A 23,860-nucleotide genomic window follows, 5' to 3' on the forward strand; every position below is an offset into this window, starting at 1 on the left:
TCTCGAGTGAGCAATCTCGAACGGGAGATCTTCGAACAGCCGGAGGTGTTGCAGCGGCTCCTCGACGCCGCTGAGCCGGTAGCGGTAGCTCGGGCGCTGAGGGAGGCGGACTGCCCCATGGTCGTCACTCTCGCCCGCGGATCGTCCGACAACGCCGTCTCCTTCTTCGCCTACCTGGCCGGCAACTACCTGGGACTGCCGGTGGCGAGCCTGCCGCCAAGTGTGCTCACCGTGTACCGCTCGAGGATGAGGGTCACCGAAGCGGTTGCGATAGCAGTAAGCCAGTCCGGTCGCTCCGAGGACGTGCGCCTCTCACTGGAGGCGCTCGAGGCGGCCGGCGCGCTCACCGTTTCGATCACCAACGACGACTCGAGCCCGCTCGCCACGGCGGCCGACTATCACCTGGCGCAAGGCGCCGGTGAGGAGAAGGCGGTGGCCGCCACGAAGACCTTCTCGACTCAGATGATGCTGCTGGCCCTGCTGGTGGCCCACTGGTCGGGCGACGAGGAGCTGCTCGCCGCCCTGCAGGCGGTGCCCGGGGCCATGCGCGAGCTGCTGGCCGAACGCGAAGCCGTGAGCCACGCCGCGCTGCGCCTCACCCATGCCGCCGATGCCTACGTGCTGGGCCGAGGCTACTCGTTCGCCATCGCCCAGGAGGTCGCCCTCAAGCTTAAGGAGACGAGCTACATGGGTACCCAGGCCTACTCCAGCGCCGAGTTCCAGCACGGGCCGATCGCGGCGGTCTCTCCGCGGGAGCCGGTCCTGTTGCTCGCGACCGCCGATCACACGCTCGACTCCAATTCGGAGGTCGCCGCGCGGCTGCTAGGCCTGGGCGCAGATCTCACGGTGATCTCCAGCGCCGGATCGCTGCTGGCCGGCGCTCACGCCGCGGTACGGTTGCCCGGGAACCGCCACCCCGTCACCGAATCGTTCCTGCTGGTGCTCGCCGGCCAACTGCTCGCACTCCAGCTCGCCGCGGCCCGGGGCTACGACCCCGACAGGCCCCGCAACATCTCCAAGGTCACGAGGACCATCTGATGTCGCGCGAGCTCCGGGGGCTCCTCCTGACCCCGTCCGGCCTCCAGCGTGGCACCATCCGCTTCGGCGAACGGATCGAGGAGCTACTCCCCGGAGACGTCGACGGGCCACTGATCCTCCCGGGTTTCATCGACTCGCACGTCCATGGCGGCGGTGGAGGCGACACGATGGATGGTCCCGACGGGGTGCGCGCCCTGGCTCAGTTCCACCTGCGGCACGGCACCACCACCATCCTCCCCACGACGATGACCAACCCTTGGGAGCGAGTGCTCGGAGCGCTCGAGGGTGTCCGGGAGGTCCGGGCGGAACCGGGCGACGGCCCGCTGCCGGACATCCCTGGAGCCCACCTCGAGGGCCCCTTCATCAGTCCCCGCCGTTTGGGGGCCCAGCCGCCCTGCACCCAGCTGCCCGAGCCGGACCTCATCGCCCAGGTGCTCGAGCCCGGCGTCGTGCGAGTCGTGACGATCGCGCCCGAGCTGCCGGGGGCGCTCGAAGCTGCCAGGACCTTCGCCCGCGCCGGCGTGAGGGTGAGCGTGGGCCACACGACCGCCAGTTACGAACAGGTGCTCGACCTCGCGGTGCTGATGAGAGAGGAGCAGACCGAGTACGGCTTCACCCATCTGTTCAACGCCATGGGCGGGATCGAGGGGCGCGATCCTGGCGTGGCCGGGGCCGCACTGGGCCTTCTCGATGCTCACGCCGAGCTGATCTTCGACCTGCATCACGTAGCGCCGGGCAGCTTCCACGCCGCCCGGGCTGCCAAGGGGAAGCGGCTCCACTTCGTGAGCGACTGCATCCGGGCGGCGGGCCTCGGCGACGGCCCGAGCGAACTGGGCGGCCAGGCGGTGGAGGTGAGCGGTGGCGCGGTGCGGCTGCCCGACGGAACGCTAGCCGGCAGCGTACTCACCCTGGACCAGGCGTTGCGCAACGCTCTCGCCTGCGGAGTCCAGCTGGCGCAGGCGTCCGACCTGGTCTCCGGCTCTCCCGCTCGCTACCTGGGGCTCACCGACCGTGGCCAGCTGGCCGTGGGCATGCGTGCCGACCTGGTGACCCTCGACGAGGAGTACCGCGTCGAGGCGGTGTGGGTGGGCGGGCGGCCGGCTTTCGGCGGGGCCCACTGAGACTGGACGGGGGCCGCTGAAACAAAGCATCCCGCTCTTCTGCGGGATGCCTCGCCAGATGCGGCCAGAACCCAAATGCTGCCAAGCCGCCCCCGGCTCGCGAACGATGATGAACTCTTGGACCTGAGGTGGCAGTGAGCTGCACCCTAGACCTCTTCGGAGCGTCCTGGAGGCGTTTCCGGCGGACTCCGGATGTAGCTGGCGAAGCCAGCCGAAGTGGGCTAGGCTGGGCCCCGTGACCGAAACCGATCGGGCGGCGTTGCTGGCCGAGATCCACGCCAGCGCGCCACTGATGGTGATGGAGTTCGCCGGGGCGGGCTCTCGAGCGCTCTGGTGGCTCCACTCGGTCGGTGGCTCGTCGCGAACGATCCTCGAGGCGACCGACCGCTACGCTCCCGCATCCCTGATGGAGGCCGTTGGCTTCGAACCGCGACGCTTCACCTCGCCGGAGGTGGCTGCCGCCCTCGCCGGGCACGCACGGCAGCGGGCAGGGATACTGGCGCCCACGGCCGCTGTCTTCGGCCTCGGTCTAACGGCCACGATCGCTACGGATCGACAGAAGCGCGGCGAGCACCGCTGCGAGATCGCCGTCCGGGACGGCTTCGGCACCACTCATTACGGAGTGACCCTGGCCAAAGGTGAGAGGGACCGAGCGGGTGAGGAAGAGCTGGTGAGCGAGCTGGCGATCCGCGCGGTAGCCGACGCCAGCGGCGTCCTCGGCGCCCCCCTCCCGTCCCTGATGGAGGGCGAGGAGTTGCGGTTGGAGCTGGAGGCCCAAGGCCCGGCCGCGGAGTTCGTTCGCGGCGAGCGGGAGTGGTTGCTCCTGGCGCCCGACGGCAGCCAGGGTGGGGAGCTTCCCGAGAACGCGGCTATCTTCAGCGGTTCGTTCAACCCCGTGCACCGGGGCCACCTGAGGTTGGCCGAGGCCGCCTCGTCACGATTGGGAACCCCGGTGGTGTTCGAACTCCCCCTCGTCAATGCCGAGAAGGCCGAGATCGGGCTGGAGGAGGCCAGACGGCGGGCTGGGCAGTTCCTCGGACACTTCCATCTGCTGCTAACTCGGGTCCCGCTCTTCAGTCAGAAGGCGAGGCTCTTCTCCGGTCGCACCTTCGTGGTCGGCGCCGACACCGCCGCCCGGCTGTTGGAGGCCCGCTTCTACGGCTCGCCCGCGGCGCGCGACCGGGCGATCGCCGAGCTCCGAGACCTGGGAGCGCGTTTCCTGGTCGCCGGCCGGCTGCGCGACGGCAACTTCCTCACCCTCGACGAACTCGATGTGCCCGAGGCGTCCGAAGGGATGTTCCTCTCCTTGGCCGAGGAGGATTTCCGGGAGGACCTCTCCTCGTCGCAGCTCAGGCGCAGGTGGCCGCGGCCGCCGCTGAGCGGTTAGTTTCAGGAGCGAGCCGCACCGTCGAGGCGGCGGGCCGACGTTATCCTGTCGCAGTTCTTAGGGAACCGTTGGGAGGAGTACGTGAACTACCGATATCTGGGACGCTCGGGGCTCAAGGTCTCCGAGCTTTCTTTCGGGGCCTGGGTGACCTTCGGCGAACAGATCGACGAGGAGCTGGCGTTCGAATGCATGGACACTGCCTACCGTGCCGGCGTCAACTTCTTCGACAATGCCGAGGTGTACGCCAGCGGCCAGGCCGAGAGGATGATGGGTAACGTCATCCGCCGGGCGGGCTGGAAACGGTCGGACTTGGTGGTCTCGACCAAGATCTTCTGGGGTGGGGACGGACCCAACGACCGCGGCCTGTCACGCAAGCACCTCATCGAGGGAACGGAAGCGGCGCTCGAGCGGTTGCAACTCGACTACGTCGACCTGGTCTTCTGCCATCGACCCGACCTGCACACTCCGGTCGAGGAGACGGTGCGGGCGATGAACTACCTGCTCGAGCGGGGCAAGGCGTTCTACTGGGGGACCTCCGAATGGTCTGCCGAACAGATCCGCGAGGCGTTCGAAGTCGCTCGCCGCGAGCACCTGGTTGGCCCGACGATGGAGCAGCCGCAGTACAACCTGTTCCACCGCCAACGGGTCGAAGTCGAGTACACGAGGCTCTACGAGGCGTTCGGCCTGGGCCTGACTACCTTCAGCCCGCTGGCGAGCGGGCTCCTTACCGGGAAGTACAACGACGGCATCCCCGAGGGAAGCCGCTTCGCGACCGAGGGTTACGAGTGGCTACGCAAGCGCCTGGAATCCCCGGAAGGGCAGGCGCAACTCGTGGCCGTCCGGAAGCTGGGACCGCTGGCCGAGGAGCTGGGAGCCTCCACCGCGCAACTGGCGCTCGCCTGGTGCCTGAAGAACCCGAACGTCTCGAGCGTCATAACCGGGGCGACGAGACCCGAGCAGGTCGAGCAGAACATGAAGGCACTCGACCTGGTCGAGAAGCTCACCCCACAGGTGTTGGAGCGGATCGAACGGATAGTGGACAATCGGCCCGCTCCACTACCGGATCTGCGCGAGAGGCGGTAGGCATCACGAGCAGGGGAGGGGCACCGTGCCGCGCCCCTCCCCTCCTACATGGCTCCGGGTTACTGCTGGTTGGCGTCGTCCCCTGCGTCCTCTGCGGGGTCGTTCATTTCGTCGTCCGCGGCGTTGTCGTCACTTGCTTCATCCGCGGCGGCGTCCTCAGCTTCTTCGGTGGCGTCGTCCCCTGCGTCACCTGCTGCGGCTTCGTCGACTTCTTCGGTGGCGTCGTCCATGCCGGCGTCGTCCGCGGGGCTTGACTCGAAGCTGCTTCCCGCCGACTCGCCCAGGAAGAACGACTCGTCGAAGCCTCCCTCGGCTCCGCCGCCACCGGCAACCCGAAATCCGGTCTCGAACCACTGGGCGTTGGCCTGGAACTCCTGCTGGTCGAACGTGCCGTTGGCGTCGGCATCGAATGTCGCCATCATGCCGCTGACATACTCGTGGGCGCTAAGTTGGCTGTCGGAGTTCGCGTCCCAGCTCTGGAACAGGTCTGGAGCGAAGGCAGAGGAGAACTCGGTCTCCTCATCGAGGAACCCGTCGCCGTTCGCGTCCGCGGTCTCGAAGTCGGGCACGCCTCCCAGAGTGAAAGTATCTATCGCACCCTCGTATCGATCCTGTGAGATCCGTGCCGGCTCGTCGGAGATGAACTCGAAGAATCCGCCACGGAACTCGGCCTCGCTGAGGAAGCCGTCACCGTTCTCGTCGAAGGCTGTGAACGTCCAGGGCTGATCGCCCGCCGCTCCACCGCCGGCTACTGCAGCGTCGGCACCTTCTTCACCTTCATCCTGACCGACCACTTCGGCATCCTGGACGGCGTCGTCCCCCTCGTTGTCTCCGGGCAGGCCCGCAGCGTCTTCAGCGGGTTCAGCGCCTTCACCTTCGTCGGCCCCGACCACCTCCGTATCCTGGACCGCATCATCGCCTTCGTTGTCACCGGGCAGGCCCGGAGCGCTCTCCTCCGCGGCGCCCCCCTCTCCTGCGCTACCCGCTTCCTGAGCGACCACCGGCGCCGCTACGAAGAACGCCACGGCGATGAGCATCAACCAGATCCGTTTCATATCTTCCCCCCTTTGTCGACTGCTGCCCACCTCGAGGTGGGCCGATACCAATCCAACGTAGGCAGTGCCCCGAGGTGGACACCGTGGGACCGTGCGGATTCTGTGCCCCGGGGCCCGGCCGCCGCCGGCTCGACAGCAGATCCGGACTCCCTGCATCGGGTTCCTGGCGCGGCTGCAGCAGGATAGGAGGAGCGCCTGGTCCCAATGGATCACCAACTCGGCACGGATGCGATTATGAGGTGTGCGACTCCTCGTGCTGTCCGATGTCCACGCCGACCCGCGCTCGCTGGAACTGGTCCTTGCGCATGCCGGGGCTGAGGGGTGGGACGAGGCGATCTTCCTTGGAGACGCCGTTGGTTACGGCGAGGACGCCGCCGGCGCAGTCGCTCTGCTTCGGTCACTCCCGTTGCGCGCCGGTATCAAGGGCAACCACGAGGAGATGCTCGACGAACTGCGGGCCGGGCGCAGGCCAAACGCGGCTCGCCCCGTCGTCGCCACGCTAAGTAGGAATCTCGCCCAGCTCGCGCCCGACGACCTCTCCTACCTCGACGGGTTGCGAGAGCGGCACCTGGACGAGTCGTGGGGAGCCGTCCATGGCGCCCTTCGCCGGCGCTTCGAGTACCTGATAAGCGTCCCTCTCGCCCGCTCCAACGCCAGCCACATGAAGCGCGACCTCTACTTCGTTGGACATACGCACGTCCCGGCCGCCTACATCCAGGAGCCGGGAGCCGGCTGGTCGCTCCGGCCTTTCGGGCCAAATGGCGGGCGAATACGACTGGCCGAAGGCGCGAGGGCGTTCCTCAATCCCGGAAGCGTGAGCGTACCGAGGGATGGCGTGGCGGGGGCGAGCTACGCGATCTTCGATGAGGGGGAGAGGGAGTTCAGAGTCGGGCGAGCCCCATTAGCTCCGCCGGCTCGAAGCTCTCATTAGTTTTCGGTGACGGTCCGTCTCGCTGCGCTTGCCCTCCAGAAACACAGGGTCTTAGCCAATGCGCAAGAGTGGGAGTTCGAATCCCAGTGGCTCTGCAGTACCTCCGGTGCCCACGCAGTTACCGCTCCAGAAATTACTGAACCTATTCGCCTCTGCTGCTTGCCGACATACTGACGGGCGCCACCCAAGTAGCGCCCGCAGTCAGTTTGCCGAGTATCCTGATCCTTCGCTTACGGCAACTCCTTACTGATCGCCAGCTTCGCCGGATTGTCCGGCGTCACCGCCTTCCGGCTCCGCCCCGGGCACCTTTTCCACTCCAACGTCTCCCGGAGCTCCTTGCTCGCCGACTTCACCCGGTGCCTGCTCGTCGTCGGGAATGATCTCGTCTCCCTCAGCAGCAAACTCGTCAGCCTCGTCCTCTTCGCCGCCGACGCCAACATCTCCAGGTGCACCCTGTTCGCCGACCTCACCTGGCGCATCTTCCTCTTGTTCTTCTTCCTGACCCGGCATGGCTCCAGCGTCACCCGGCTCTCCTGCCTCCGCTTCCTGGGGTTCAACCATCGTCATATCCCCAGTAAGGAAGAAGTCCTGGCTGAAGCCGCCTCCTGCACCACCGCCGCCGGCCACCTGTTCGAGATCGAGCCCGCTTGCGAACCAGAAAGCGTAATCCTCCAACTCCTCGGCCGCGATGACTCCGTCCTCGTTGTTATCGAAAGCGACGAACATGCCGCTGGCGAACTCCTGTTTGGCCAGTGAATCGTCATTGTTGGCGTCCCAGCGATCGAATGCTGCCGAGGCCAGGTCGCCGAACTCGTCCTTGCCAACGCTCCCATCATCGTTCGCATCGACCTTGACCAGCGAGAACTGCTCCTGGTTCAGGCCGAATGTTTCAACGGCCGAGAGGTAGGTGATGGACTCGAGACCCGCCTCACCGGCGCCCGCCGATACAAATGCGAAGAGCGACTCCTCGAACTCCGCCTCCGATATTGCGCCGTCCCCATCGGCATCGAAGGCTGGGAATGTCCAAGGCGCCTGTCCGACAGCGCCTCCGCCGGCGACACCTTCCTCGGTTTCCTCTTCCGCGGCAGCTGCATCCGACGCTTCGCCTTCCGCAGCCGCACCCTCGGCCGATTCGGCCTCTTCGACCCCTTCGCCCGAAACCGAGCCTTCCTTTTCCTCACCCTCTGCGGCGCCGACATCTTCGCCCACAGCCCCGTCCTCACTGGCCTTCTCGCCAGCCGCTTCGCCGTTCTCAGAAGCGCCACTAGCAGAATCTTGCTCCTGCTGGTTACTAGCTGCCCCACTTCCCGCCGGGCCGCCTGAATCCTGGTCGGACTGACCGAGCGCCGGGGCACCCCATAAGACGACCAGGAGCGCCAGTGCAAGCCTTAACTTCGTCATCATTCTCCCCCATTCCAAAGAACCTGAGTCTCCGGCCGACCTGCCAGACACCTACCCGAAAGATAGCCAGGGAACCACACACCGACCGTGACCCTGGGAATAAAGGAGAACTGGCTTACCCTTGGGATGCGCACTACCAAGGTTCTTGTCTTCTGTCCGGTCTTCGCACCGACAAAGGTTGGCAGAACCCCTTTACCACATCTCAAACGCGATGTCCGGGGTGCCCTTTAGACAACGAAGTCAGTTGACCATCTTTCGGCGGCCGGGTGTATCATGCCGGCACGCTAACTTGGCCCAGACGCAGTTGAGCAGCTCTCTTGTCTGTTGGCCAATTAGATCCTGGCGCGGGCATATGTCAGCGGCTCGGCTTCACGAGGACAAGACCGAACGGGGACGGGGGCCAGGAGTCCGCGTTATGCACAAGCTCGGGGCAGTAGCTGGGGGAGTGAAAGGAGATCTATTATGTTCAGGCAACGAGTCTTGGTTGGGGCGCTTGTTGCGGCAGTCCTGGGCGGGACTTCCGCCTTTGCCACGGCGCAAGCAACGGTTCAGGTCGAGGAGCACGAAGAATACGGTGCTCACTTGGTGGATAGCGAGGGCCTTAGCCTTTACGTCTTCCTCGGCGATGCCGAGGCGGAGGGCAGTGCCTGCAACGCTGCTTGCGCTGCCGCCTGGCCACCCCTAACCACAGATGGGGAGGTTACGGCCGGTGAGGGCGCGGACCCCCAACTCGTCGGTACTATCGAACGGCCCGACGGAAATCAACAAGTCACCTACGATGGCTGGCCTCTTTACCACTATCTCGTCGACCGCAGCCCAGGCAGCACGGCAGGGCAAGGATCTGGCGATGAATGGTTCCTGATTTCACCCGATGGCACTGTCATCGGTGCTGATTTGCAGGCCTCCGGCGAAGCCGGTGGATCTGAAGCTGAAGATCAGGCTTCGGTCGCCGAGGAAGAAATTGACTTGGAAGCCCTAATGGCTGAAGGCGAAAGTATCTTCAACTCGATGTGCGCGGGTTGCCACGGTATGAACGGTGATCAGGAACTGGCCACCCATGTTCGTAAGATTACGGAAGCTGAAGAGACCGTATCGAGCGCCCCCGATCTCATCCGACAGATCATGTACGGCGGCGCCTACATGCCCGGCTTTGGAGACGTGCTCTCCAACGAGCAGATTCAGGCCGTCGCTAGTTATGTACGAAATTCCTTCGGGTACGATTTCGGCCCTGTCACTGAAGAGGAGGTGGTAACAGAGCGGGAGCGTTTCAATTGAATGGTTCCGCCGTTTGGAGCAGGATTACCCCACCCAGTTGTAAGCGACACCTGAAAGACATCTCCTTCCTTTGGAGGCAAAACGTGAAGATGAATTTGGCTCGAAGCGCAGTCGCGACAGTGATGACCGCTGCACTCGCTCTCGGCGCTGCACAGACCTATGAACAGCTCGTGAATCCCCCTGCCGAAGAGTGGCCGATGTTTGGGAGAGACGTAAGGGAGACGCGCTTTAGCCCGCTCGACCAGATCAACCGCTCTAACGTCGAGAACCTGGGCCTCGTCTGGGCCCGGGATTTGGGTTTCCAGCAGGGTCATCAGGGTAGCCCAGTGGTCTGGGATGGCGTAATGTACGTGTCGACGCAGACTGGAGTTATCGCCCTGGACGCCACCAACGGCGATGTCATCTGGGAGTACAGCAAGCCCAACGACGGCGAGGTTATCGCTGACTCAGCCGTTCGTGGTAGCCCCGTGGTCTTCGACGGCAAGGTCTTCTTCAACACTCGTTACGGTATGACAGTTGCAGTCGACGCCAAGACCGGGGAAGAGGTCTGGGCCGTTCAGATCACTGATAAGTCGCTGAACGAAGGATTTTCCACCAACCCCATCTTCGGTGACGGCAAGCTGATAGTGAGCCGTACCGGTGCGGATTCCGGTGGCGCTCCCGGCAAGATTCACGCCCTAGACGTCGAGAACGGCGAGATCCTGTGGACTTTCAACACCGTTCCGCTCGACCCCAGCAACCCCGCTTACGACACTTGGCAGCCGAATCCTCCCTCCTGGGAGACGGGAGTAGGTGGTGGCTCCGCCTGGAACGCCGGCGCCTACGATCCGGAAACCAACTCGGTCGTCTATGGCACCGGTCAACCGACCCCGTGGGATCGCGTGTCCGAAGCCCGTAGGGACCCTGATGGCGAGGTAAGTGCAGACCTGTACACTTCCAGCTTCGTGAGCCTTGACGTCGACACGGGCGAACTCAACTGGTACCACCAGATCGTTCCTGGCGACGAGTGGGACTACGACCAGCACACTGTGCCTATGTTCGTCGACCTCGAAGTCAACGGTGAAGAGCGCCGTGCCGTCATCGCCGCAACTACGACCGGCTTCGTGATGGTCTTTGACGCTGAGACCGGCGAGGTCTATGCCGGCAACCAGGTTGCAGAAGAAACCACTGTGCACTTGGGCTTCGACGAGGACTGGAACCCGATCATCAATCCGGCCGCGCGTTTCGAGGAGGTCGGAGAGTACTTCAGGGTGTGTCCGCACTTCCGCTGGGCCCACATCGCGCCGGCTGCATTCAGTCCAGAAACAGGCCTTTACTATCGTCCCAACCAAATGGGTTGTTCCAACTACGGCGCGGATGTTGTGCCCGAAGACTGGGAGCCCGGCGAGCAGGCATGGCGGGCCCAGGCTGGTCCACGGGACGAGACCTATTGGTTCGATAACCTCGGCCAGCTGACCGCCGTTGACCCGCTTACCGGCGAAGTCGTTTGGGAGTGGGGCACCGATTACGGGATGAATTCGGGTCCGGTGGCCACCGCTGGTGGACTGGTGATGTTTACTAATCACGACCGGCGCTTCCGTGCCCTCGATGCTGAGACGGGGGAGGTTCTGTTCGAACAGGTGCTTACCGCTGGTTCCCAAGGTGGCACGATTACCTACGCCGTAGACGGGGTGCAGTACGTCGCGTCGATCGTCGGATTTGGGACACCTCAAGTTGGATTGATTCCCGACTACAATCCGAATGAAGTATCACCCCCCGTCGCGGGCAACGCTGCGGTATTCGTCTTCGCGCTCGACCAGTGAGCTAGTGGGGCGGGAGCGCTCCGACGTTCAAGTCGTGGCAATGGCCGATCGCTCCTGTCCTCGAAGCGCATGGGCTGGGGAAGTTCCCCAGCCCATGCTTCTAGCTGTTCTGTATCTGATGTCCATTATCACTGGCCCGGCACATTTCACGTCGGGCGGTCTTCGACTGATTGAATGCCCGGAGGCATGAGGATGGAAGTTCGACGCCTGCCCGATGTGCGACCCGTTCGCTCTATGTTGATTGCCCTGACCGCAGCCCTGATGGGGCTACTATCGACTGCGTGGGCGCAGGACAGATGGGAGATGAGAGCGTGCGCTTCGCCGTTCGATTATCCCGCGTCTAGCCGTGAGGACGGCGGCTTCAACAATCGAATTGCCGAGATCCTTGCCGACCAGCTGGGGGCGCACCTCACCTACGAGTGGGTGCAGCTCGACTCGGCTAATGTTCAACGGACACTGTTGTCGGGTAGTTGCGACCTGATTGTGGGGATCGCCGAGGGCGCCTCGAATGTGCTGGGTACTGTGCCTTATCTAAAGGTCCCCTTTGTATTCGTGACCCGGGTAGAGGACGACATCGAGATCGAGTCGATCAACGATCCGGTCCTCGAAGAGCTGAAGATAGGCACGTACCAGTATGGGCTTCCCGCGCTCGTGCTGACCAACCTCGGCCTCTCCGAGAACGTGACCGGCTATCCGCCGGTGGGCACTGAGGGAGGGACGAACCTAGACCTGGCAGCCCTACAGGCGCTTGCCGAAGGAGAAATTGACCTCGCGATCCTTTACGCCCCCGGGGCGATCGCCTTCGACGAGATGAACCCAGTAGATTTTCGCATTCAACCAGTCACGCCAGAAGTAATTCCCGGAGAGTCGCTGATCGTCATGTCCCGGACGTGGACTATTGGCGTACGCCCCGGCGACGAATCGTTCCGGGACAGGCTCAATATCGCCCTGGCCGAAAGATGGGATGACATCCGTGCAGTTATCGCAGACTTCGGGATTCCGGAACTTCAGATTGCTGCGCCCTATGCAGGAGAAGTGGAAAGAGAACCTAGAACTAGTATCGGCGTCATCACGCCCAGTCGGACTGGCGGCATCATCGACTTGGTTGAAGTCGGTGACGCAGCAAGACGAGGGGCGCTCTTGGCCGAGGTGTATCAGGGCCGAATCGGCCTGAGTAATTCGGCGTCACACATCCTTCATGCCAATGCGCCGACCGACGCTGCTGCGGTTCGTGCGGCCGAACGTTTGGTTGCCACCGAGAATGTTGGCGCCCTTGCCGGTGGGTTCGGTGTCGAACAGGCTTCGGCGCTGAGCGAGATCGCCGAGGAAGCCGATGTCATCTTCTTCAACGTTGGTTCGACGGCAACAAATCTCCGGCAACAGTGCTCGTCCCTCACGTTCCATGTGGAAGCCAGCGACGCTATGCTAGCGGATGCGGCGATCACATGGTATGGCGATCACCAGGGCGTCGAAAACTGGTTTTTGGTGTACGAGGAGTCGCCCGCAGGCGAGGCGCTGAAAGAACATCTCAAAGATGCGCTTCAGGGCTCCCTTGCCGCTCCTCCCTCGCAGTTCGTGTACACAGACATCATCGAGAAGACAGTGGAATCGGCCGCCGACGCCGTCCTGCTTGCACTCGCCCCGGCTGAACAGGAGCTTTTCCTCTCTCAGTATCCGAAAGATGAAGAGGCCCCCATCGTCGTGCTGGTGCCTCGTACCCGGGCCCAGACCCGGAACTTCCTGCGGCGGTTCGCCGATGTGTCGGCTCTAGGCGCGCTCGTTAGGCCCGCCACCTGGGACCCTGCCTTGTCCGAAGGCGACGGGGCGGAGTTGAACGAAGCCTTCCTTGCACGGCAAGCGGCGCCTATGGACCCTCCCGCCTGGACGACCTTCGCCGCGGTGATGATCTTCCTCCAGGCTGTATCCGATAACGCGGATCTGAGCGGGGAGTCGCTGGCGCAATACCTGGAGTCACCCGATCAATCGTTCGAACTCGGCAAGGGAGTCGGGCTCTCGTTCCGGCCGTGGAACCACCAGTTGAGGCAACCGATCTATCTGGTTCGGCCCCGTGCAAAGGCCGAGTGGGATATCGACCCGCGAGCCCAAGCGCAATTTGGTGAGATAGTCGGGCAGGTGCCCAGCGGCTCAGGCGGATCGCTGGATGTCTTGGGTTTTTCGCGGGAGTCTTCAGCGTGCGTAGAGCCAGCAGAAGGGAACTAGCGTCGCGACTGACCGTATGGACCGCTTGAGCTGCAGTCGCCCGAGGGAGGCGTTTTGCTCGAGAACCTGACCAGGATAGTGCGCCATAGCAGGCGGCGCTGGTTCCTGCGCCGCTCGATCACGAGCCTCGCCGTTGTAACTGCCGCCCTCAGTCCCATCATTTCGATCGGCTTGGGTCTGGGCATCTTCGATAACAGTTCGATCGAGCCGAGGACCACCTGGTGGCTAATAGGTGCTGCGGCAGCCGTTGCAGCAGCGGCCGCAGTTGCTTACTCGTGGCGGGTCACCCCCGACGAGGCGTGGATGATTCGCTACCTGGATGACTCGCTTGGGCTGCAGTCGCGACTCGTAACGGCTTACGAACTTGAGACATCTTCAACTCGAGACAGACTGACACAGGTCTTGAAGCAAGCCCTGATCGCAGATCTACAAAGGATCGACCCGGTAGTGCGAGTGGATCGGCTGCTTCCGTTACGCTTCCTGCCACTTCATGCCGTTGCCCTCGCGGTGGCGATCGGTTCATTGGGTGTGGCGAGGATGGTCGAAGTGTGGGACCTTAACAGGGAGGTCGTTCAGGCGCAGACGGAGTCGGCTCCGATGCTGGAAGGAGTCGATACGGGTGAGCTCGCGGCTGAATTAGAGCGGCTGGCGGATGCGCTCGAGGAGGAGGCGCGACGGTCGGGGGATGCCTATGCTTTGGCTGTCGCGGAACAGGCTCGTACTCTGTCGCTCGAACTACGCGAGTCGGGGGGGAGCGGCATGGTCGGGCAGAGCGACATATCTAGTCTGCTGGCGCACGTGGAACGTGCTGTGGGCGAACGATACGGGCTTGCCTCGAGACGAACAGGGCAACTCTCCAACGCCGACCCAAACGTCAGTATGCGGTCCATGGAGAGTGCCGACGTCCCCGTGGCAGGTCTCCAATTACCCTCTGCCCCCCCTTCTGGGAGCGACCTTCTTTCCAATGTGAGGAGCGTGCGAGAGCGACTCGAGATGGTGCTGTCGCGGCGGGTGGACAATCCTTACGGAGGTTCTTTCCAGGTAGATCCGGGGCCTCCCGCTGGGAAGATCGAGGAGGCCGGTTTGATCGCGGAAGCAGAGAGCGGGGAGGGCGCTGCCCCTGCAGGTGCCGCGCAGAGATCCACGGATGCGCCTGGCGATGCGGCAGGTGGTGGCTCGCTGGACCTCGACGCAGGCCAGAGGGAGGGACCAAAGGCCTTCGAGGAAGGAGCCGAGTTCGCCCTGCCGCAGGCTGAGGTGAATGGTGGGAACAGGGTGCAGGTGAGCGCCGAGGTAGGCTCCGAGGCAGAAGGCGGTGCCACCATCTTCGGCCAGGCCGCCTCGAAGGCGGATGTGGCAGCCGGACCGCTGTCGGAAGTCGAAACGACGGACAGCATCCGTCGCGACGCCGGCGACTGGCGCCGTCAGGCCCTGGGCGCCCACGCCCGGCAACTCGCTCAACGGCTATTCGAACCGAAGGAAGAGGAGTCTGAGAAGTGAAGGCAGCAGGCGAAGCGACCAGAGGGAGGGCCGATTTGAATTTCGAGACCGAAAGTACTCTCGACGTCGCCTACGTCGAAGAGGTTGTGCGGCGCCTTACTGCTGCTCGACGCGAGGTAGGAAAAATCGTCAAGGGGCAGGAGCAGGTGGTGGAACAGCTCGTGCTCGCCCTGATTGCCAATGGGCACGCCTTGATCGAAGGAGCGCCCGGACTTGGCAAGACCCTGCTTGCCAGGACGATGGGTAATGTGTTCGGGCTGATCACCAAGCGTATTCAGTTCACCCCGGATTTGATGCCGGCCGACATCACCGGAACCAACGTCTTGGTTCATGACGAGGCCGCGGGAATGCACACCCGATTCGAACAGGGGCCGGTGTTCACGCAACTGCTCCTGGCCGATGAGATAAATCGGGCCACGCCCAAGACCCAGTCCGCACTCCTCGAAGCGATGCAGGAACGAACGGTGACGGTTGCCGGCATTGAGCGAGAACTGCCGCGGCCCTTCATGGTGATGGCGACGCAGAACCCGATCGAGATGGAAGGTACGTATGTCCTTCCGGAGGCGCAGATCGACCGCTTCTTCCTCAAGATCGTCGTTGAGTTCCCCACCGAAGCGGTACTCGACGAGGTCCTGAGGAGCACGACCGGTCCCGAGACCGGGCAACTCGAGCGGCAGTTCGAAGCGGCCGACGTGCCTGCCCTTACCCAACTGGTGAGGGCGATGCCGGTCGCCCAGGACCTCAGGCTACGAGTGGCCAGGTTCACCGCGGCCACCCACCCGGACAGAAGCCGTTATGAAGAGGTAAAGAGACACGTGAGGTTCGGCATTAGTCCACGGGGTGCGCAGTCCTGGCTGCTCGCGGCCAAGGCTCACGCACTGCTGCAGGGCAGGTTCGCAACCGACGTGAAAGACTTGGATGCCATGCTCCTGCCGGCGCTACGCCACCGTGTGCAACTGAGTTTCGCCTCCGAGAACGAGGGAATTACGGTAAGCGATGTGCTCAGAACCGTCTTCAAGGGTGAGGTCGCCAGGGCAAGATGACCCTCGTCAACGACGAGTTGCTGGGACGCATCGCACGATTCAGGCTGATGCCGAGCAGGACCTCTCCAACGGTTCCGGACGGAGAAAGGCGAAGCACTCAGCCGGGCGCCGGAATGGAGTTCGCCGACCATCGCGAGTATCACGCCGGCGATGACCTCAGACATCTGGACGTCCATGCTTATGCCCGATTAGGCAGGCCCTACGTCAAGCTCTTCGCTGCCGACAGAGGTCTCGATGTCGCTATACTCGTCGATGCCTCATCTTCGATGGCTTTCGGGCGACCTTCCAAACTTCGAGTGGCCGCCCAGCTTGCTACGGCCTTCGCATTCGTCGGAATTTCTGGAGGCGATCGCGTGCGGCTGGCGAACTTCGGCGGCAAGGACCGCCTCGACTGGCGGCCCGTTGTTACTTCGACGCGGAACCTGCCCAAACTGGTCGACGGGCTGGATCGGCCGCTGAAGTCCGATGACGAAGAGACCGACCTGGTAACCGTAGCGACGAATGTAAACTCGATGCTCGGGCCCAGCGGCCTGACGATCGTCATAAGCGATTGGTGGACCCGGGAGCCTGACATCGCGGCCAAGGCGTTCGGGCGCTCGGGGCGGGAACTCGTGGCGATCCAGTTGCTGGCTCCAGAAGAAGAGGATCCGCGGCTCCTGGTCGAGGGCTGGGCTCGGTTGACGGACGCGGAGAGTGGCGACATGCTCGACCTCTCGCTCGAAGCGGAAGCCCACGCCGCCTATCTGGACGAACTTGGCTCGTGGAGGGAGAAGCTCGGGACGGGCATAGAAGAGGTTGGCGGGCGGCTCTTCACGATGCGTACGGATAGAGATGTTTCGGAGGTCCTGCACGGAGACTTGCAAAGGGCAGGCCTCCTCGGATGATCTTCCTCCAACCATGGTGGTGGTTGCTGGCGTTGCTGGCTGTGCCGCTCGTGCTGTGGCACGCTCGGAACCCGCGGTTCGTGACGGTGCCCAGCCTGCTGATCTGGAAGACCATAGCCGCGAAGTTGACGCCGATCCAGAGCGCCCGCCGCCGCTTTCATTGGCGTTTGAACTCATCGCTCCTACTGCAGCTGCTTTCACTCTTCGCACTGATCGTAGCGCTAGCTGGACCCCGTCCCGCCGACGAGGTGGTCGAGCATCAGATCTTCCTTCTGGACGTTTCCCGCAGCATGACGGCGCCGGACGGCGAGGGCAGCAGGCTCGATGCGGCCACGACCTGGCTCCGGCAAGCACTCGGGGCAACTGACGCTGCCAAGAGAGGAGGTCCTCAACTCTCGGTCGTGACCCTTGCCGAGGATCCAACGGTGCTCCTGGCCCGGGCTGACGAGCCGAGAGAGGCGGTCCTGGCGTTGAACGGCGTGAGCCCAGAGTTCGGAAACGGGCCCGTGCCGATCTCCAGGGCGAGGCTGATTTTGCGAGGCCTGTTGGCCAGCGATTCCACGCGAATAACCGTGCTTACCGATACCCCCGGTAGTCGTACAGCCAGACAGATACTGGAGCCCTGGCTGCAGCAGGGGGAGCTCGAGATAGACCTTTCACCCTTCGGCACTCCGCTGGAAACCCATGGCTTCTCTGGCCTGAACGTGAGTCCCCTCGACACAGAGGAGGGTGGCTGGCTGGTCCAGGGGCGGATCTCGGCATATCCGCCGCCGGCCGAACCGCTTACCGTTAAGGCAACGTTCCTGCCGGCAGGAACTGAAGGAGCACTGCCATGGGAGGAGCTGAGCGTGCGGTTCAGAGGCGAGCAGGCGAACTTTGCGTTCGAAACAGAGTTCCCTGGACCGGGCCTGCTTCACCTGGAGCTGCCCGATGACGAGCTTCCTCTCGATAACACCGCCCGGATCCTGGTGCGGACCGAGCCGTTGCCGCTGCGAGTGCTGCTCGCCGGCGAGGTACCCAAGGCACTGACCGAGGCACTGAGGATGATTCCGGGAGCGGCATTCGTGGAGGCAGAGCCGACTGCACAGCTTGATAGCACCTTCGACCTAGCGGTGGTAGGACCAGGCTATGAAGCAACCGATCGTCGGGCTCCCGTCGTTCTCTGGTTGTCGGGAATGCGGCAAGGAGGTGGCCAGGGCGCGCCGCTTGCGGTGCCTACCGAACTGTGGCCTGGGCACGGAGCGCTACGCTGGAGCGGCGTAACAGACATACCGACGCTCGCAACGATGGAGCTGCACGCCCTACCGCCTGCTGGCGACGCCATCGTCCTCCTGCGCTCCGATCAGGGTCCGCTGCTGCAGGTAGTCGAGGGCGATGACACTATCGACGTGCAGTCGGCCTGGGCCATTGGCGAAGGATCGTGGGCGAGAGAGCTCGGTTTCGCCCAATTCCTGACGGAGTTGGCGGTTGCAGCGCAGCCGCTACACGGTCAGTTGACCGGAGCCCGGTGCATCATCGGCCAGTACTGCTTCGCGACCGGGTCGCGTCTTACGCGGGTGCAACCTGGCGTTCACGAGCACGACGGTCGACCGATCGTCGTGGATATGGAGGCGAGCCCCGAGACCGACCTCGATGTCGAGCTCGAGAAGTTCGGATCGGAAGCCAAGGTTCCCTTTCCCTGGGCACGTATCGACCGTCTTCTGGCCCTGCTTGCGGCGCTGCTCCTTGCCCTGGATTCATTCAGGGCCTTGCGCAGGCGACTCGCGAGCAACCGAGAAGTCGGGCCTATCGCCCACTGGGCGTCGGTGGTCGCCCGTCTCGCCTCGGTTGCGGCACTTCTGCTCCTTGCCCTCGGCGTCGACTCGCCAACCCTTTTGAGGCACGAGCGCACAGCGCTGGTGATCGATCCGTCGACCGTTACTAACCCGCCTGTTCGCGAAGTGTTGGGTTCTGCTCTTGAGCGGGCTCGCGCCGTCGTCTCGATGAGAGGACCGGGAGAGCTTGCGGCACCACGCGTCTCCTTATCCACGCCGAAGGCACGCTTAGAGAGCAGTTCCGGCTACGACTTGGTCTCGGCACTGGAACTAGGTTTCGCGTCGCTCGGGCCGCAGGGGGGCAGGCTAGTTGTCGGGGTCCCCGAGGGGGATGACGCTTCATCGGGCATCGTCGCGCCACCCGGGGTGAAGGTGGATTTGCTGCCTTTACCGCATAGAAGCGAGGAGGCTCGGATAACGGCAGTCGAGCTACCCGATACGGTGAGATCTGGCGACGTGATCGAGATTCGCATCGCTTCGAGTGTTCCTGCTGGAGAAAGCCATGATGTAGAGGTATTCCTCGACGACGAGCGGCTGGAGCGCTCCGGAACCGGACACGTCTTCGAGTGGCGCGCCGAGGAGCCGGGCCCGCACCGAGTGAGAGCCCGTTTCGTTGGCTCGGAAGATGAGCTGGTACGCCTTGTCGAGGTCGAGCCGGGCGGGAGGGTGGCGCTGCTGGTAAACGAAGAGGAGGCCGCTGCCGAACTCGCGGCCTTGCTCGAGAAGCAGTACTTTGAGGTAACAACCTGGACACCATACGATGTCCCGGTATCGCCTGAGGGCTTACTCGAGTTTGATGCTGTCGTTCTGCTCGACGTGCCTGCGGTCGACCTGCACCCCCTGATGCAGGAGAGCATCGAGCGCTGGGTTCGCGAGTACGGCGGGGGCGTATTGATAGCCGGCGCAAAGGATGCCTTCGGGCCCGGCGGCTACCTGCGTACACCCCTCGAAGAGCTCTCGCCTCTATCGGCCCGGGTTCCCGGCGAGCAGCCCCAAGCGGCAATCGCCTTCGTTCTCGACCGTTCCGGCAGCATGCAACAGACCGTTGCGGGAGTCTCCAGGCTGGCGTTCACCAAACAAGCGACCATCGAAGCTGTCGAACTGCTCCACCCCGACAGTCGGGTAGCCATCATCCTGTTCGACGATATCGCTCACGTACTCAAACCGATCGGACCGCCCGGAGATGTTGGCGAGCGGCTGGAACAGATCACTCCTGGCGGCGGAACCAACATCTACCCGGCCCTGCAGGTTGCTTTCCGGCAACTCCAGGCCACAGACGCCGAGGCAAAACACATCATCGTGATGACAGACGGCCTTTCTCAGAACGCGCCCTTCGGCCCGCTCCTCGAGTCAATAGCCGCTGCCGACATCACCGTCAGCACCGTGGCCGTGGGACAAGGTGCCGATGTAGCTCTGCTGGAGGACATAGCCCGGTTGGGCGGAGGCGCCTTCCACCGCAGCGAGGACGTGAGGTCGCTGCCAAGCATCCTCTCACAGGAGGCGATGCTTCTATCCGGAAATCCGGTTCGAAAGGGACCCGTCGAGCCGAGATTCGACCCGCGGCGCGCAGTTTTTCTCGAGAAGCTGCCTGAGAAGTTCCCGCAGGTGCAGGGCTACGTGCGCACAACCCTCAAGCCGGAGGCCGAAGTACACGCGAGGACGGAAGAAGGCGACCCTCTTCTCGCATCCTGGCGCCACGGCATCGGTCGAGTGGTAGCGCTGTCCACTCCTGTTACCGGTGAGTGGGGGGAGGCTTGGACGGACTCCGAGTTCGCAACCGAGTTCCTGCAGAACACGCTGCTATGGCTGGCCGCCCCCATACAGCAACCCGGACTCGCACTCGATCTCCGGCAAGTGGGCGATTCACTGCTCGCCGAGGCGAGGATCTTGGATGATACGGGGCAACCGGTAGAGGGGGCGCGAGTCATCGCCTGGGCGAACGGACCGCAAGGCCGCGTGGGCCCCGTCCTTCTCGATGAAGTCGGCAGAGGTGCCTACGCTGGTAGCCTCGACGCTTTCGACAAAGGCCGCTACGAGGTGCGAGCAAAGGTTACCGGCGGAGAGGATTGGACCGACGAGGCCTCAGCGTTCGTTTCACGCCATTCCAGCGAACGCCCCGGTACGGGCAGGGCAGAGCTTGTTTCTGAACTGATGCGAATGAGCGGTGGCCGATTACTACTAGACGATGGATCAGGCCTGGTGAGCGACCGTCTGACCATCGAGCTGACCCCTCGCCTTGCCGTTTGGGCGTGGCTGGCCGTAACCGCCTGGCTGGTAGCGCTGACGCTCGAAGCACTGGGGATGCATCGCGCTTCGAGACCTGGTTCCAACCATTCCGGCCGACGCCAGAAACGGCGTGGTGCCGGGAGGTGGGCAGCCTAGAGTTAAGCTTCGGCTCTGGCTCGCATAGGGCCGGCACGCGGAAGAGACCAGACGAGCCCCTGGACAACACGACGGCTCCCACCGTCGCTTCACAGCTGCTGCCCAGGTTGCGGACTTGTTGGGTTAGCGCCGCACTAGTCTAGTCCGGGTTGTACTCCGCCGTGAACGCCTCTGCGTCCCCGGCCTCCACTCCCACCACCTCGGGTCCAGCAAGATCAACCATGTCGTCGATCAACGCGACGATGCCGTCGATCACTTCCTGGTCCCACCGCTGCGGCACGCCCTCTTCCCACCGTTGGATCACTTGCGGAAAGACGGACTCGTCCGGCAGGCTGTAGAGTTCCTGGTCGAGGATCATCTGGAAGATCTGCGGGTCGCTACGCATCCGCTCGATCGTCTTGTTCATGGCGGCCAGGTAGTCAGTCAGGAGCTGCGGGTCGACGGACGTGCGGGCGGCCACCACGAGTATCGGCAGGTCGGCCGAAACACCCAACTGGTCTAGCATGTCGACCGCCGAGGCGATCTCCCGGAACTCCCCGCTACCCACCATGCGAGCGACGAAGTGCCAGGGCGGGATGGCAGCGTCGATCTCGCCACGTCGGAGCAGCTCGGACATGAGCGGTGGCGCCGCCGCTACTACCTCCGCGTCCTGCTGTGGATCGAAGCCGAACCGGCTGACGGCAAGAGAGCGGAGGATCAACAGGCTCTTGTCCCCCAGATCCGTCGCGGCGATCGTGCGTCCTCTCAAGTCCTCGATGGTTCTGATGTCGCTGTCGGCCCGGACCACGATCCCACCGGTCGCGAGGCTATAGGGATAGATCGCCTTTACTTCCAACCCCTGATCGTGCCATACGGCCACGCCGGTGATGTCATCGACAACGAGGTCCGTTTCCCCCGCCTGGAGCGCCAGCTGCTTCGCCTGCTTGGTGCCGTAGGTTGTTGTCTGGATGTCGAAGTCCAACTCTTCGTCGAAACCGTAGTGCTGCATGGCGAAGTTGATCCAGGAGAAGGTTCCAACCGCCTCCATGCCCACGTTGAGGACCCGCTGCTGCTGGGCGAGCGAGAACCCCAGAAGCAATATGGCAACCGCCGTGACCTGCTTGAGAAACAGTCCCAAGGCTTATCGCCTCCTTTTCGCTGCTGCACCTAGGAGATCAAGGTAGCACCAAGCGGACGGGTTTGGGTGATCCGTTGTACGTGATTTTGTAGAACAGGCGAGGCGGTAAAAGAGAAATGCCCCGCCGGCCGAGCTCACGATATGAACCCTTGCGGACCGCCACTCGCCATCTGGAGGCGCCCGATCCTGGCACTGGTATTCTTGCTGTGTTAGCTCACAGTTCTCGCGGGAAAGCGGTGAGAAGAATCGAGATACAACCGATAATAGATGTGCGGTCGGTGACCAAGCGACACGGCGCGACCCTGGCCCTCGACGACGTATCCCTGTCAGTTGAACAGGGCCAGGTCTTTGCGCTTTTGGGACCGAACGGCGCCGGCAAGACGACCCTCGTCCACATTCTCGCTACCATCCAACGCGCCGATTCGGGCACGGTGACCGTGGCCGGTTTCGATGTAAGGCGTTTCCCGCTCTCCGTGCGGAAGAATCTAGGGGTGGTATTTCAGGAGTCGACGCTTGATGATCGACTCACCGTCGGCGAGAACCTCGAATTTCACGGCCTCATCTACGGGGTGCCCACGAGTTTGAGGCGCAAGCGAATAAGCGACCTGATCGAGGTCGTTGACCTGGGAGACTGGCGCGACAAGATGGTGCGTACCCTCTCGGGAGGAATGAAGCGCCGACTCGAGATAGCTCGGGCACTTGTCCACGACGCCCGCGTGATCTTCCTCGACGAGCCGACCGTCGGGTTGGATGCACAGTCCCGCGAGCGGATCTGGTCCTACGTGGCCCAACTTCATAACCAGCGAGAGCTCACGATCCTGGTAACCACTCACTACATCGCGGAGGTCGAGGCGGCCGACTGCGTGTGCATCATCGACGGTGGCAAGGTCATCGCGACCGAATCCCCCGATGAACTCCGACGGCAACACGGACGCGAGTTCCTCAGGGTGATGGTCGACGAAAACGTTCGGACAGCAGTCGTCACTCGCTATCCAGGTAGTATCGAAGCTGAGGACGGTGAGTTGGTCGTTCCCGTGACGGACAGCAGTTCGCTGGCCGACCTCATTTCAACTTTCGGGTCATCGGTCGTCTCGGTGGCCGCTGAACGTTCTAGCCTCGAGACTGTCTTCCTGAGCCTCACTGGGCGGGACCTGCGCGATCGTGAAGCCACGCCCCAAGAGCGTACGAGGGCTTTCGGCAGTCGAGGCGGGGAGCACACGCGGTGACCGAGGCCGGGTATGCGAAATCGAAGGGGCCACCACAAACGACAGTTCCATGGGCTCTGCACATCGTCTATGGCATTTATGCGATCTGGCTGCGTGAGATAAAGCGCGCCGCACGCGACCGGGGGCAACTGATCGGCGGGGTCAGCCGTCCCCTCCTTTGGGTTTTGATCCTTGGCATCGGGTTGAATCCATACTTCAGGGGCGAGGTCTACGGCGAAGTCCGCTTCGTCGTGCCCTACACGTATCTTCAGTTCATCTTCCCGGCTGTGATTGTCCTGAACATGATGTACACCGCAGTGCAGTCGGCGATTTCCGTTATCTGGGACCGGGAGTTCGGCTTTCTTCGAGAAGTGCTCGTGTCACCGATGTCCCGCAGCGCGGTCCTGCTCGGCAAAGTGCTGGGAGGAACTACCGTGTCGCTAGGTCACGGATTGATCGTCCTGCTACTGGCCCGATTCACCGACGTCAGCTTGAGCTTCAGCCGGGCGCTCACCGGGGTCGCATTCATGGCGCTACTCGGATTCACGCTGACAACGCTGGGTATCGTGATCGCCAACCGGATGCGCACGTTCGAGGGTTTC

The 23,860-nt window shown here is 63.3% G+C and carries 17 protein-coding genes; 14 read left to right on the top strand and 3 right to left on the bottom strand.

Translation table 11 applies throughout. From position 1 onward, the window contains the following. Positions 1-6 precede the first annotated feature (6 nt). The 4 genes from VF168_14940 to VF168_14955 all read left to right on the top strand — a co-directional run bounded on the left by VF168_14940 (position 7) and on the right by VF168_14955 (position 4,629). Complete coding sequence (locus VF168_14940; protein HEX7005479.1) at positions 7-1,038, top strand: SIS domain-containing protein; 1,032 nt, start codon at positions 7-9, stop codon at positions 1,036-1,038. Beyond that, the gene (locus VF168_14945) at positions 1,038-2,159 is read left to right on the top strand and encodes an amidohydrolase family protein (GenBank protein ID HEX7005480.1); all 1,122 of its coding nucleotides are present in this window, start codon (positions 1,038-1,040) and stop codon (positions 2,157-2,159) included. The genes VF168_14940 and VF168_14945 overlap by 1 nt, the downstream gene beginning before the upstream one ends. A 235-nt stretch (positions 2,160-2,394) precedes the next feature. Then, positions 2,395-3,546, top strand: a complete 1,152-nt coding sequence (locus tag VF168_14950) for a hypothetical protein (protein HEX7005481.1) — start codon at positions 2,395-2,397, stop codon at positions 3,544-3,546. An 81-nt stretch (positions 3,547-3,627) separates the two neighbouring features. Then, a complete protein-coding gene (locus VF168_14955; GenBank protein HEX7005482.1) occupies positions 3,628-4,629 on the top strand; it encodes an aldo/keto reductase in 1,002 nt (333 codons plus the stop codon). Positions 4,630-4,688: 59 nt separating this feature from the next. Here the strand turns inward: VF168_14955 and VF168_14960 are convergent, their stop codons facing one another. Then, a complete protein-coding gene (locus VF168_14960; protein ID HEX7005483.1) occupies positions 4,689-5,684 on the bottom strand; it encodes a hypothetical protein in 996 nt (331 codons plus the stop codon). Between the two features lie 253 nt (positions 5,685-5,937). On the opposite strand from VF168_14960, the gene VF168_14965 reads away from it, so the two are divergent. Next, positions 5,938-6,615, top strand: a complete 678-nt coding sequence (locus VF168_14965; GenBank protein ID HEX7005484.1) for a metallophosphoesterase family protein — start codon at positions 5,938-5,940, stop codon at positions 6,613-6,615. Positions 6,616-6,858: 243 nt separating this feature from the next. On the opposite strand, the gene VF168_14970 is transcribed toward VF168_14965, so the two are convergent. Next, on the bottom strand, positions 6,859-7,824 hold the full coding sequence (locus VF168_14970; GenBank protein ID HEX7005485.1) for a hypothetical protein: 966 nt from the start codon (positions 7,822-7,824) through the stop codon (positions 6,859-6,861). A gap of 654 nt (positions 7,825-8,478) precedes the next feature. Here VF168_14970 and VF168_14975 point away from each other — a divergent pair. The 7 genes from VF168_14975 (at position 8,479) to VF168_15005 (ending at position 20,936) form a co-directional block, all read left to right on the top strand. After that, positions 8,479-9,291 (top strand): c-type cytochrome, encoded by an 813-nt coding sequence (locus VF168_14975; GenBank protein HEX7005486.1) that lies wholly within the window; start codon positions 8,479-8,481, stop codon positions 9,289-9,291. 89 nt (positions 9,292-9,380) lie between these two features. Beyond that, positions 9,381-11,093, top strand: a complete 1,713-nt coding sequence (locus VF168_14980) for a PQQ-binding-like beta-propeller repeat protein (protein ID HEX7005487.1) — start codon at positions 9,381-9,383, stop codon at positions 11,091-11,093. 192 nt (positions 11,094-11,285) lie between these two features. Then, entirely contained in the window at positions 11,286-13,313 is a 2,028-nt protein-coding gene (locus VF168_14985) for an ABC transporter substrate-binding protein (protein ID HEX7005488.1), read from the top strand. A 54-nt stretch (positions 13,314-13,367) separates the two neighbouring features. Next, positions 13,368-14,813: a hypothetical protein gene (locus VF168_14990; GenBank protein HEX7005489.1), complete on the top strand. Its 1,446-nt coding sequence runs from the start codon at positions 13,368-13,370 to the stop codon at positions 14,811-14,813. A 35-nt stretch (positions 14,814-14,848) separates the two neighbouring features. Continuing rightward, a complete protein-coding gene (locus VF168_14995; GenBank protein ID HEX7005490.1) occupies positions 14,849-15,856 on the top strand; it encodes an AAA family ATPase in 1,008 nt (335 codons plus the stop codon). A 353-nt stretch (positions 15,857-16,209) separates the two neighbouring features. Beyond that, complete coding sequence (locus VF168_15000) at positions 16,210-16,740, top strand: hypothetical protein (protein HEX7005491.1); 531 nt, start codon at positions 16,210-16,212, stop codon at positions 16,738-16,740. Continuing rightward, the gene (locus tag VF168_15005) at positions 16,737-20,936 is read left to right on the top strand and encodes a VWA domain-containing protein (GenBank protein HEX7005492.1); all 4,200 of its coding nucleotides are present in this window, start codon (positions 16,737-16,739) and stop codon (positions 20,934-20,936) included. The genes VF168_15000 and VF168_15005 overlap by 4 nt, the downstream gene beginning before the upstream one ends. Before the next feature lie 139 nt (positions 20,937-21,075). On the opposite strand, the gene VF168_15010 is transcribed toward VF168_15005, so the two are convergent. Beyond that, entirely contained in the window at positions 21,076-22,053 is a 978-nt protein-coding gene (locus tag VF168_15010; protein HEX7005493.1) for an ABC transporter substrate-binding protein, read from the bottom strand. A 149-nt stretch (positions 22,054-22,202) separates the two neighbouring features. Between VF168_15010 and VF168_15015 the strand changes: the two genes are divergently transcribed. Both VF168_15015 and VF168_15020 read left to right on the top strand, forming a co-directional pair. Further along, complete coding sequence (locus VF168_15015; GenBank protein ID HEX7005494.1) at positions 22,203-23,279, top strand: ABC transporter ATP-binding protein; 1,077 nt, start codon at positions 22,203-22,205, stop codon at positions 23,277-23,279. Continuing rightward, on the top strand, positions 23,276-23,860 hold a 585-nt coding region (locus tag VF168_15020), incomplete at its 3' end, for an ABC transporter permease (GenBank protein HEX7005495.1). The genes VF168_15015 and VF168_15020, both read left to right, overlap by 4 nt.

This window comes from Trueperaceae bacterium (assembly GCA_036381595.1).
In the GTDB taxonomy this organism is placed as follows: Bacteria; Deinococcota; Deinococci; order Deinococcales; family Trueperaceae; genus DASVCN01.